This is a genomic window from Rhodoplanes sp. SY1, from assembly GCF_046000175.1.
Classification (GTDB): Bacteria; Pseudomonadota; Alphaproteobacteria; order Rhizobiales; family Xanthobacteraceae; genus Rhodoplanes.
Map to the genome: position 1 here is coordinate 18,750 of NZ_JBEOMB010000041.1, position 10,831 is coordinate 29,580.

Here is a 10,831-nt window from a genome sequence, read left to right on the forward strand (position 1 = left end):
GCTCGGATCACCAAGGCCGCGGCGCCAGCGCCGCGGCCTTCTTGTTTTCAGACCCAGCGATGCGGCAAACGACGATCGCGACGGAGACGTCACAACAGGCGTGCGTCGATCGTACGGTCGCCCCAGTGCCGCCGTTTGATTTCAGGCGAGTCCGACGACCGCTTCAGATCAGTCGTAACCCGTGCCCGCCCGACTGCCCTCGTAGGCGAGATCCTGGAACTCCGTTGGAAAGTAGCTTCGCTGGAGGTCGTCGATGATCTCGTCTCGATGGATGATCAGGCCCATCGGCGGCCACCGATCCTCCGTACCGGGGATATCGACCGCCACGACGATCTCCCAATCGTCAGCGTCCGCGAGCTGCACCTGCAGCGCTCTGATGACAGCGGAACGCAGCATCGCCAGAGAATGAACCTCGACGGTGTTGCAGCGAAAGCCATAGTTATCGTCGCCGACGAGGTAGTCCCCCGCGCCCATCGGGTCAGCAACGCCGAACTCGTCCAACACGCTGGTGATACGGTCGTGAAGCTTGCCCCAGGTCTTTTCTTGCTCGTCGAGCTGATCGTCAGTCACACCGTGACTTTCTTCCTTTGCGGCCACTCCGTGCGCGGTAAAGGGGCTTCCACGTCATGATTCCGATTCAGTTCTTTCGAGTGGCTTCTGGCTGTGTCCGGATCATCTCCAATTCGGCCCAAGTCCCTGCATCAATCTCCCACAGGTCTTGCCGGTAATCGAGCCGGCAAGCCACCGAGAGAGTGTTCGAGCGGCATGATGGACCCGAGCAGTCTTGGGTTCTGATGAACCGCCCCGACGTCCGCTCGTCCTCGCGAAGGCGAGCACCCAGGGGCGACACGGCATGTCGCTCCTGGAGTCCCGCTTGCGCTGGAATGAGCGGAGTGTGGCGCCGATGATCACCGCTCTAAAGCGCCGCGAAGGTGAGCGCGCCGGCGGACTCGAGGGCCAGCTCGAACGTCACCTCGCCGTCGTGCTCGCCGGCGAATTCGAGGCTGGTGATCTGGAACGGTCCCGTCACGGTGCCGAAGTCGGGGACGACGAGCTGATAGGTGCGCACCGTGCCGTCGAAGAAGGTCTGGCGCAGCAGCGCGTCGGAGGCGGCATCCTTGAACAGGCCGCGGCCCGACACGGCGGCGCGCTTGACGCCGGCGCCGTCGAGGAGCTCGCGCCAGCGGTCGACCGACTCGGCATGCGTGATGTCGACCGTCTCGGCGTTGAAGGCGAGCCGTCGCGAGCGCAAGCCCGCGACAGTCACGAATCCGGCGCCGTCCTGCACCTTCAGGAGCAGGTCCTTGCCTTTCTGAGCGGCCATGTCGTTTCTCCGATCTGATCAGGATCACGCCGGCTCGGTGACGGCGCGGAAGCGCACCAGGGCGTGATAGGTGCGGCCGTCGGCGTCGCGCCGCACGTCGGCGAGCGAAAAGCGCAGGTTGACGAGGCGGTGGCCGGCGAGCGTCAGCGCCGCGTCGTCGAGCGCCTGCAGGAGCGCGCCGGCGATCACATGCGCCTCGCGGTGGCCGCCCTGGCGCGACCAGGCGTGCAGCGTGAGCTGATGCTCCTCGGTCGGCGCCATGTCGCCGGAGACGTCGGTCGCGCGCGCTTCGCCGAGCGTGACGTAGGGAAAGGCGGGACGGCGCGGCGGCTCGTCGTAGACCCGGGCGCCACCGAGCAGCGCGACGAGCGCGGCGTCGGACGACAAGGCGGCATGCACGGCGCTGCGCAGCGCCACGGCGGCCGTGGACATGGGACGTCTCCGTGATGTGATCAGAAAGGCGGAATCGAGATCAGTCGATGCGCTCCTCGGCATCGACGATCAGAAACCGGCCGGCCGGGTCGAGATCGCGCACGGCGATCACCCGAAACAGCCGCGTGCCGGCGCGAAACCGGTGGCGCGTCGTGATCTCGGGTCCGGAGCGCAGCAGGATTCGATGAGTGACGACGGCACCGGCCGCGTCGGCCTCGCTCGCGCCGCGGCCGTCGCGCGGCGCGAGCGCCGCCCACAGGGTCGCGACCGCGACGTGATCACGAACCGTGCCGCCGGCGCCGTCGGCGGTCTCCACCGGCGCCTCGAGCACGAGGCGGCGACGGAGCGTTGCGGGATCGGGCGTCACGGCGCCAGCACCCGGAAGGGCGCGACGAGCGCCGCGATGGTCTGCGGCGGCGACAGCTGCGCCTCGACGCCGCGGTGCTCGTAGAGATGCGCGAGCCACAGCCGCACCGCCTGGACGAGCGGCGCCGGCACCGCGGCCGCGTCGTCGCCGTGCCCGACCGTGACGTCGATCGCAATGCCGGCGACGCGCAGGCCCGGCGGCGGAACGGCAGCGTGCGAAAAGCTCACGAGGCCGGGCAGCGAGACGGTGTCGAGCGTGAACACGGCCGGGTCGATCGCCTGCGGCAGGCCGTCGGCGTCGAAGACGCGCGCCGCGGCCACGCCGCGCAGCGGCGCCGGCAGGACGCGCAGGCGCCCCCCGGCCGGCCAGGCGTCGCGCACCAGCCGCCAGGTCTGGGTGATCAGCGCGCGGCGCGTCGCCGTCTCGACCAGCTTTCGCGCGGCTCCGATCAGGCCGTCGATCAGCGCGTCGTCGGCATCGTGATCGACGCGCAGGAAGGTCTTGGCGTCGGCGAGCGTCACCGGCTCGCTCGCCGGTCCGGCGAGGAGAATGGCCATGTCGGATCTCCGCTTCAGGTCGAGGCCTCAGGTCGAGGCTTCAAGTCGAGGCTTCAGGTTGACAAAGCGCGCCGGCTGCGGCTCTTCGGGCGCATGCGTCGCCCGCTCGCCCTGCCGCTCGCACTCGCCGCCAGGCTCCTCGCCGGCCTCGTCCTCGCCGGCACGATCGTGCTCGGAACGTCCGCGCCGGCCGCCGCCATGGTGGCGACGCCGAACGCGCCGCCGCAGCTCGCCCGTCATGTCGTGATGATCGTCGGCTCGCGCGGCACGTCCTGCACGGGCGCGGCGATCGCCCGCGATCTCGTGCTCACCGCCGCGCATTGCGTGCAGCCGGGCGCCGACTACAAGCTCGTCAGCTTCGACGCGGCCCGGCAGCCGAAGCTGCTCGATGTCGCCACTATCGCGCGCCATCCCGGATTCGCCATGGCGGCGCTGAACGGCCACCGCGCCACCGCCGACATCGCGCTCCTGAAGCCCGCGGCACCGCTGCCGCCGGGCTTCGTGCCGGCGCCGCTGGCGCGCGACGGCGCGGCGGTCGCGCCAGGCGACGCCTTCACGGTGGTCGGCATGGGGCTTTCGGTGCGCGGCGACGGCCGCAGCGGCGGCACGGCGCGTGCCGCCATGCTGGTCGCCACCGGCCGGCCGGGCTCGCTGCAGCTTCGCCTGCACGATCCGGCGACCCGCGGCGAGGCGGCGGGCGCCGGCGCCTGCACGGGCGATTCCGGCGCCCCGGTGTTCGTCGACACGGGGAACGGCCCCGCCGTTGCCGGGGTGGTGAGCTGGTCGACCGGGCCGAAGCTCGCGGCCGGCTGCGGCGGCCTCACCGGGGTGACGCCGCTGGCGAGCTACCGGGCCTGGGTGGTCGACACGGCGCACCGCATGGGCGCGCGCCTCGCCGCGCCGTGAGGCGGGGCGGCGAGGAGACGGGGAACGAATTCATCTGCGGGGCGTTCCCGTCACGCCCACGACCCTGTCGACGCGGCCCGCCGCCGCGTCCGTCGCCGCGGCCGTCCGACGACGAGCCTTCGCCATCTCCTGTTGCCATCGTGCCGCCGCTCGGCGGTCCGGCCTCCCCCACCGGACATGAAAAGAACCACCGAAGCTCCCTGTCGACCGAGTGACGACCAGCAGTTTCGCTTGCTGGTCGACAGCCTCACCGACCACGCCATCTACATGCTCGATCCGTCCGGCGTGATCACGCACTGGAACACCGGCGCCGAGCGTCTCAAGGGGTATTCGGCGGCCGAGATCCTCGGCCAGCACTTCTCACGCTTCTACACCCGCGAGGACCGGCTCGCCGGCGCGCCTGTGCGGGTGCTCGACACCGCGCTGCGCACCGGCCGCTACGAGGCGGAAGGCTGGCGCGTGCGCAAGGACGGCTCGCGCTTCTTCGCCTCCGTCGTGGTCGAGCCGATCCGCACCGACGGCCGCCTCGTCGGCTTCGCCAAGATCACGCGCGACATCACCGAGCGGCGTGCCGCCCAGGAGGCGCTGCGCGAGAGCGAGCGCCAGTTCCGTCTGCTGGTGAAGGGGGTCACCGACTACGCCCTGTTCATGCTCGATCCGAACGGCATCGTGACCAACTGGAACGCCGGCGCCGAGGCGATCAAGGGCTACGCGGCCGACGAGATCGTCGGCCATCACTTCTCGCGCTTCTACACCGAGGAGGAGCGCGCCGCCGGCTTTCCGGCCCGCGCCCTGCAGCGCGCCGCCGACGAGGGCCGCTACGAGGCCGAAGGCTGGCGGGTGCGCAAGGACGGCCGCCCGTTCTGGGCGCATGTCGTGATCGACGCGATCCGCGACGAGGACGGCGCCCTGGTCGGCTTCGCCAAGATCACGCGCGACGTCACCGAGCGCCGCGAGGCCCAGACGGCGCTGCAGAGGGCGGAGGCGCAGCGCGCCCGCGCCCAGAAGATGGAGGCGCTGGGCCAGCTCACCGGCGGTGTCGCCCACGACTTCAACAATCTGCTGATGATCGTCGGCGGCCATCTCAAGACGCTGCAGGCGCTCGCCGCCGGCGATCTGCCGCCCGACGACCCCAAGATCGTCCGCGCCGTCGAGGCGATCGGCATCGCGACGCGACGCGGCGGCGCGCTGACCCGCCAGCTCCTCACCTTCTCGCGACGGCAGACCCTCAACCCGGTCGTGATCAGGATCGACGAGCGGCTCGACGACTTCCGTGCCATGCTGGAGAGCTCGATCGGCGATGCGACGACGCTCGCTCTGCAGGCCGTCAAGGCGACCTGGCCCGTCAAGGTCGACATCAGCGAGCTCGAGCTGGCGCTGCTCAATCTCGTCGTCAACGCGCGCGACGCCACGCCGGCGGGCGGCATCGTCACGATCGTCTGCGAGAACGTGGTGCTGGCGCCGGCCGACACGCCGGACCAGATCGTCGGCGACTTCGTCGCCGTGTCGGTCGCCGACACCGGCACCGGCATCGCGCCCGACGTGCTGCCGCGCGTCTTCGATCCGTTCTTCACCACCAAGCAGGCGCAGCAGGGCACCGGGCTCGGGCTCTCGCAGGTGCACGGCTTCGCCCATCAGTCGGGCGGCACCGTGACGATCGCGAGCGTGCTCGGCGCCGGCACCACGGTGACGCTCTATCTGCCGCGCACCGAGGAGCGCCTGCGGCCCGCCGTCGAGTGGTCGGCGGCCGCACCGGAGGGCGGCGCGGCGCTGCTGGTCGAGGACAATCCCGACGTCGCCGAGCTGAGCGCAGCGATGCTCGGCGAGCTCGGCTGGCGGGTCGAGCACGTCGTCGACGCGCGCGCCGCCCTCGCCGCGGTCGCGGAGCACCGTTTCGCGCTGGTGGTCAGCGACGTGGTGATGGCCGGCGAGATGGACGGCTTCGCGCTCGCCCGCACGCTGCGCGGGCAGCAGCCCGACCTCCCCGTCGTTCTGGTGACGGGCTACAGCGAGGCGGCGGCGCGCGCCCATGCCGAGTTCACGGTGGTGCGCAAGCCCTTCGAGCTCGCCACGCTCGCCCACGCGATCGAGGCGGCGACCGCCGAGGCGCGGGCGGCGCCGAGCAATCTCGTCCAGCTCCGCGCGGCGCGGCGCCGCCACCACGGCGAGGATGAGAGCTGAGTCTTTCCCCGTACGGATTCGACCTGATCACGAACTCGTGCCATCGTCGGCGATCGGCAGATCAGCTCCGGCGCATCGCACAAATGCCTTTCAGCTCTTGTTAACTCAGTTGTTTTCGCCGGGTCCGGCATGTCGACGAGCTGTCATGCTCCGCATCCCGTAGTGGCGAACACGCCACGATGTTAGGAATTGTCGTGTCGCGCGCCGCTGCGGCTCTGGCCGATGCGCGCGCCGTGTGTCATCGTCGGCACAATGCTTGCTTCGCGATTACGGACCCTCTCGGGGACGACGTGACATACGAAGTGGCCACGGAAAAAGGAGCACCCCCATGGACCAGTCCGTCACCGCCATCGTCCTGGACGCCATGCCGGTGCTGCTGCTCGCCCTCGCGGTCGTGCTGCTGCCGGCGACGATCGAGCCGCCGACCAGCAAGCAGCCGGTGCGCACCCGTGCGCCACAGCGGCGCCGCTGAGCATCGGGCGACTCTCACAACCGCCGCACCTGCGGACCGTCCCGCGCGCCGCTGGTCAGTGCCGTCACGGCCCAGACCAGCGCGTCGAGCCGGTCGGGCGAGCGGCCCGACGACAGGCCGTCGAGACCGAAGTCGCACATCTCGTCCTCCAGCGCCGCGAACGCGCCGACATGCTTGACGCGGCCCTGCTCGTAGAGCGCCGCGACCGGCTCGGCCCGCAGCCATTTTCCGCGCGTCGCGTGCACGGCCTTCACGGGCACAGTCGCATCGACCTCGCGCAGCACCGTCTTCACCATCTCGCCGCCCATGTTCACCTCGGCGACGATCGCATCGGCGTCGAGCCGACGGTAGAGCGCGACGGCGCGCGCCGCCCAGCCGCCGGGCGTCAGGCCGGCCTGCGAGGCATCCTCCAGCACGTAGACGACGCCGCCGGCGCCCCGCCCCGCTGCGACCAGGCCGCAGGCGTCGGCGCCGCGGCGTGACGTGCCCGGCGGATCGAGGCCGACGACGACGCGGGAGAGCGGCGGCGCCGCACGCACCCGGCACGTCTCGATCAGCGTCCGCGACCACAGCGCATCGGGGCGGTCGTCGATCAGCTCGCCGTCGAGCTCCTGGCGGCCGAGCCGCGTGCCTGCGTAGCGGGCGACGATCGTCTCGAGGAACACGGGCGACAGGTGATCGCGGTTCGCCGCCGTGCCGGCCCGCGTCACCCGCGTGTGCGGATCGGCGAGCAGGCGACGGATCAGCGGGATCGGCCGCGGCGTCGTGGTGATCATCTGGCGCGGCCGCGGGCCGAGCCGCAGGCCGAACTGCAGCATGTCGAAGGCGGCCTCGGCGTGGCGCCACTTCGCCAGCTCGTCGCACCACGCCGCATCGAACTGCGGGCCGCGCAGGGAATCCGGATCGTCGGCCGAGAACACCTGCGCCACCGCGCCGTTCGGCCATTCGAGGCGGCGGCGCGTCGGCACCCAAGTCGGCCGCTCGGCCCGCGGCGAGATGCGCAGGAGCCCGGAGGCGCCCTCCACCATCACGTCGCGGGCGTCGCGCTCGCTCTCGCCGATCAGCGCCAGCGCGCCGTAGCGATGCGCCGCATAAGGCGGCGTGCCGGCGACCAGCGCCCGCACCCATTCGGCGCCGAGCCGGGTCTTGCCGGCGCCGCGCCCGCCCAGCACCAGCCAGGTCGTCCACGGGCCGCCGTCGTTGCCGGTCTCGGCGTGCTGCTGATGCGGATGGGCGAACAGCGCGAAGTCAGCCGCGAGCCTCCGCAGCGCCGTCGCCCGCAGGCCCGCCAGCATCGTCCCGGTCAGCCCCGCCGCGGACGAGCTGCTCAATGCGGCGCGCAAGCACGCGACGGAACTCGTCGATGTCTCGGGGCAGGTCGTCATCGGGATCGCTCGGGACGGGCTCGCGCAGACGGCGCACCTTGGCGAGCGTGTCGGTGAGGCGCTCCAGGCTGCGCACCACCCGCTCGGTATCGCTCGCCGCGCTCCGCTGCGCCGTGCTTTTGCGCACCGTGCCGGCCGGCTCGGGCGGGGCCGACCGGCTCGCCTCGAGCGCCGCGATCTCGCGGGCCACCGCCCGCTCGAGCCGCTCGGCGAGATCCGATGTCGACGGCGGCGCGACCAGCGACGGCGGCGGCGGCGACGCCGTCGGCTCGCGTGCGGCGGCCGGAGCACGGCAGCTGCGCGGGCGCCGCGCCTTCTTGCGGGCGCGCGGCCGCGACGTCTTGCGGGCGCACGGCTGCGCAGAGGCGCGTGCCGGTTCCGCGTGCGGGTCGGCGCCCGGTCGATGCCAGCCCTCGCGGCGGACAAGCGAATAGAAGGTCGAACGGGGGATCGCATGCGCCTTCGCGATGGCGGACAGCGCGCGGTCGGTCGTCTCGACGCTGTGCCGCAGCGCCGCCAGGAGCTCCGGCGTCCAGACGCGCGGCTCGAATCGGTCCGTCATGGCGGTCCCGCGAAATGGCTCGGACGTGGATCGATCGATGTCGGATCGGGTGATGCGGCGCACGCTGCGACGGCAGCGAGCCCGGCTGTGCCGAAAAGGGCGCCGGGAGAGAACAGGCCGAGAGAGCGCGCTGAGAAAGCGCGCTGAGAGAGTGCCCGGAGAGAAAAGGCCGCGAAGAGAAAGGGCCGCGAGCGGCCGGTCGGGCCGGCGGGTCACCCGGCCGGCCGACACGACGACGAGCAGACACCCGACAGCCCACCGGCAGGTGGACCATCGGCCGGCGAAGCGATGTCACGCCGGACCGCCTCGCGGCCGAAGCGTCTCGTGCGGAAGCACCACGCCGCGCGAGAGACTGATCACGACTCGCGTGCGAGCACCGAGCCGCGCCGGATCACCGATGCGGGCGGAATGGCGGGCGCACGCGGATGGATCACTGGCGGGCGTAGGTGTCCGTGCAGTTGATCGTGCCCCACGGCGACTTGTAGCACTTCTGCGTGGTCACCCACACCGGCGCCGCAGCCACCTTGGTCGGCGCGGACGCGGCTGCCGCGGCGCTCGCGGCCGGAGCCTTCGGGGCGGCCGCCGGCGTCGCCGCCGTCACGGGCGCGGCCGGCTGCCGCTTCGAGATGAACGGGATCTTGTCGAAGGCGAACAGCACCGCGACCAGGGCCACGAGGACGAGAACGATGCGCATGACGACTCTCCGAAATGGGGCGTCCGGCTCGATCGAGAACAGCGCGACAGGGTAGGCCGGCCGCCAAAAAAATCCGTTCGAATAATTCCAGAACGGCAGTAGCCGGGTGCCGGCACGCGGTCAAGAGCACGGCCCTCCGGCAAGCCACGTATGCGACCGTCCGTCCGGGCGTGCCGTCGACCCGAACGCCACGCCGGCAGCGTCGCCCCACCCGCCGGGCGGTGCCACGAGCAGGAACTTTCGCCAGTCGCCCCGGTTGAGCCACCGAACGGCCGTGCGCGGCCGGAACGGCGGAGGCGAGGCATGAACAGCATCATCTACATCATCGGCCTGATCGTGGTGGTCCTGGCGATCCTGTCCTTCCTGGGCCTGCGCTGACGCGAGCTGCGGCCGGCGCCGAAGCCGCGTCGGCAGCCGCGTCGGCACCCACCCGAGTCCTACCGATCCCGACGCGCGATCACGGTCGTGCGTTCTCACGACCGCCCAATCCGCCCCACTCGCTCGATCCTGGAGGAAGTGATGAAGCCGAACCCTGTCCGGTCTGTCACGACGCATCTGCTCGGATCGACGGCGCTCGTCGTCGGTGTCGTCACCGCCATGGTGGCGCTGCCGGCCGCGGTCGCGACGCCCGTCGCTGCGCAGGAGCGCGTCGAGGTGTCGGTCGAGTTCCGCGAGGCGCTGGCGCCGCACGGCAAGTGGCAGCGCCATTCGCGCTGGGGCGAGGTCTGGGTGCCGGCGAATGTCGGCCGCGACTGGCGGCCCTACACGCGCGGCCGCTGGGTCTACACCGACGATTACGGCTGGTACTGGACCGCGGTCGACGAGGAGGCCGCGTGGGGGCTGGTGGTCTATCACTACGGCCGCTGGGTCGACGACGGCGACGCCGGGTGGGTGTGGGTTCCGGGTCGTGAGTGGGGTCCCGCCTGGGTCGATTGGCGGCGGGGCGACAAGGCAGTCGGCTGGGCGCCGCTGCCGCCCGACGAGATCGTCGTCGAGGTGCGCGAGCGGCCGAGCTACTGGGTGTTCGTGCGGCCGCGCGATCTGGTCGCCGAGCGGGTGACGACCGTGCTGCTGCCGCCGCGCGAGCGCGACGTCTACATCCGCGAGACCGTGATCGTGAACCGCACCGTGATCGTGTCGGACCGCGGGCCGCGCTTCGCCGTCAATCCCGGCATCCCGCCGGCCTACATCGCGGCCGCCTATGGGCGCCCCATCCGCACCTGGTCGGTGCAGCCGCGCGTGCTGGTCGGCACCGGGCGCATTCCGGGCGCGGTCGAGATTCAGGTGAACGACCTGCGCGACCGGCGCTCGCGCGCCGTGCGCGAGACCTCGTATCTGCGTCAGACCCGGACCGCGATCCAGCCGGCCCGCGACGTCCCGGCCCCGCAGGCGCTGACCGGCGATCAGGGGCGGCTCGGCGACAATCCTCCGCGTGCGGCGCGCCAGGCGGCCCCCGGCGACGCGCCGACCGGCACGGACGCCCGCCGGCCGGACGGCACGGCCCCCGCAGATACGGCGACCGGAGGAACGACGCCCGGGCAGGCGACCGGCGCCCGCGACGGCGAGCGCGCCCCGACGACGGGCGAGCGGCGCGACCAGACGCCGGCGACCCGGGAGGGATCCCGCCCGGCCGATCGTGACGACACGCGCCGCCAGGGGGCGGCGCCCGCGGATCGCGACGACGCCCGCCGCCAGGGCGCCGAGCGCCGCGAGGAGCGACGTGACGAGCGCCGCGAGCGGCAGGGCCGCAGCGAGCGCGACGCCCCCGGCGACCGCGGCGACCGTACCGGTCGCGGCGAGCGGACCGGCCAGGAGCGCGGGCCAGAGCGCAGCGGTCAGGACCGCAGCGGTCAGGACCGCAGCGGTCCGGACGGCCGCAACCCGCAGCGTCCGGCGGCGGAGCGCTCCGGCCCGGATCGTCCGGCCGCCGCCGAGCGGCAGGGCTCGGGTC

At 72.3% G+C, this 10,831-nt stretch carries 12 protein-coding genes; 4 read left to right on the forward strand and 8 right to left on the reverse strand.

Annotation, left to right across the window (positions count from 1 at the left end):
- Positions 1 to 168: 168 nt before the first annotated feature.
- From ABTU92_RS11930 to ABTU92_RS11950, 5 genes are all read right to left on the reverse strand, one after another.
- Positions 169 to 570 (reverse strand): hypothetical protein, encoded by a 402-nt coding sequence (locus tag ABTU92_RS11930; RefSeq protein ID WP_408090835.1) that lies wholly within the window; start codon positions 568 to 570, stop codon positions 169 to 171.
- 346 nt (positions 571 to 916) lie between these two features.
- The gene (locus ABTU92_RS11935; RefSeq protein ID WP_408090837.1) at positions 917 to 1,324 is read right to left on the reverse strand and encodes a phage major tail protein, TP901-1 family; all 408 of its coding nucleotides are present in this window, start codon (positions 1,322 to 1,324) and stop codon (positions 917 to 919) included.
- 24 nt (positions 1,325 to 1,348) lie between these two features.
- A complete protein-coding gene (locus tag ABTU92_RS11940) occupies positions 1,349 to 1,756 on the reverse strand; it encodes a DUF3168 domain-containing protein (protein WP_408090839.1) in 408 nt (135 codons plus the stop codon).
- A gap of 40 nt (positions 1,757 to 1,796) precedes the next feature.
- Positions 1,797 to 2,123: a phage head closure protein gene (locus ABTU92_RS11945; RefSeq protein WP_408090841.1), complete on the reverse strand. Its 327-nt coding sequence runs from the start codon at positions 2,121 to 2,123 to the stop codon at positions 1,797 to 1,799.
- Entirely contained in the window at positions 2,120 to 2,680 is a 561-nt protein-coding gene (locus ABTU92_RS11950; protein ID WP_408090843.1) for a head-tail connector protein, read from the reverse strand. Before ABTU92_RS11950 ends, ABTU92_RS11945 begins: the two co-directional genes overlap by 4 nt.
- Before the next feature lie 93 nt (positions 2,681 to 2,773).
- On the opposite strand from ABTU92_RS11950, the gene ABTU92_RS11955 reads away from it, so the two are divergent.
- The 3 genes from ABTU92_RS11955 to ABTU92_RS11965 all read left to right on the forward strand — a co-directional run bounded on the left by ABTU92_RS11955 (position 2,774) and on the right by ABTU92_RS11965 (position 6,239).
- A complete protein-coding gene (locus ABTU92_RS11955) occupies positions 2,774 to 3,586 on the forward strand; it encodes a S1 family peptidase (RefSeq protein WP_408090845.1) in 813 nt (270 codons plus the stop codon).
- 231 nt (positions 3,587 to 3,817) lie between these two features.
- Positions 3,818 to 5,767: a PAS domain S-box protein gene (locus tag ABTU92_RS11960; RefSeq protein WP_408090847.1), complete on the forward strand. Its 1,950-nt coding sequence runs from the start codon at positions 3,818 to 3,820 to the stop codon at positions 5,765 to 5,767.
- A 328-nt stretch (positions 5,768 to 6,095) separates the two neighbouring features.
- Complete coding sequence (locus ABTU92_RS11965; RefSeq protein ID WP_408090849.1) at positions 6,096 to 6,239, forward strand: hypothetical protein; 144 nt, start codon at positions 6,096 to 6,098, stop codon at positions 6,237 to 6,239.
- Positions 6,240 to 6,253: 14 nt separating this feature from the next.
- On the opposite strand, the gene ABTU92_RS11970 is transcribed toward ABTU92_RS11965, so the two are convergent.
- From ABTU92_RS11970 to ABTU92_RS11980, 3 genes are all read right to left on the reverse strand, one after another.
- Positions 6,254 to 7,534, reverse strand: a complete 1,281-nt coding sequence (locus tag ABTU92_RS11970; protein WP_408090859.1) for a DNA-packaging protein — start codon at positions 7,532 to 7,534, stop codon at positions 6,254 to 6,256.
- Positions 7,488 to 8,249, reverse strand: a complete 762-nt coding sequence (locus ABTU92_RS11975) for a hypothetical protein (protein WP_408090851.1) — start codon at positions 8,247 to 8,249, stop codon at positions 7,488 to 7,490. The genes ABTU92_RS11970 and ABTU92_RS11975 overlap by 47 nt, the downstream gene beginning before the upstream one ends.
- A gap of 367 nt (positions 8,250 to 8,616) precedes the next feature.
- Complete coding sequence (locus tag ABTU92_RS11980; protein WP_408090853.1) at positions 8,617 to 8,880, reverse strand: hypothetical protein; 264 nt, start codon at positions 8,878 to 8,880, stop codon at positions 8,617 to 8,619.
- A 519-nt stretch (positions 8,881 to 9,399) separates the two neighbouring features.
- On the opposite strand from ABTU92_RS11980, the gene ABTU92_RS11985 reads away from it, so the two are divergent.
- A partial coding sequence (locus tag ABTU92_RS11985) for a DUF6600 domain-containing protein (RefSeq protein ID WP_408090855.1) occupies positions 9,400 to 10,831 on the forward strand: 1,432 nt, incomplete at its 3' end.

Coding starts and splice junctions, on each gene's coding strand:
- ABTU92_RS11935 (WP_408090837.1), bottom strand. CDS start 1,324: ATGGCCGCTCAGAAAGGCAAGGACCTGCTCCTGAAGGTGCAGGACGGC.
- ABTU92_RS11940 (WP_408090839.1), bottom strand. CDS start 1,756: ATGTCCACGGCCGCCGTGGCGCTGCGCAGCGCCGTGCATGCCGCCTTG.
- ABTU92_RS11950 (WP_408090843.1), bottom strand. CDS start 2,680: ATGGCCATTCTCCTCGCCGGACCGGCGAGCGAGCCGGTGACGCTCGCC.
- ABTU92_RS11955 (WP_408090845.1), top strand. CDS start 2,774: ATGCGTCGCCCGCTCGCCCTGCCGCTCGCACTCGCCGCCAGGCTCCTC.
- ABTU92_RS11965 (WP_408090849.1), top strand. CDS start 6,096: ATGGACCAGTCCGTCACCGCCATCGTCCTGGACGCCATGCCGGTGCTG.
- ABTU92_RS11970 (WP_408090859.1), bottom strand. CDS start 7,534: ATGCTGGCGGGCCTGCGGGCGACGGCGCTGCGGAGGCTCGCGGCTGAC.
- ABTU92_RS11980 (WP_408090853.1), bottom strand. CDS start 8,880: ATGCGCATCGTTCTCGTCCTCGTGGCCCTGGTCGCGGTGCTGTTCGCC.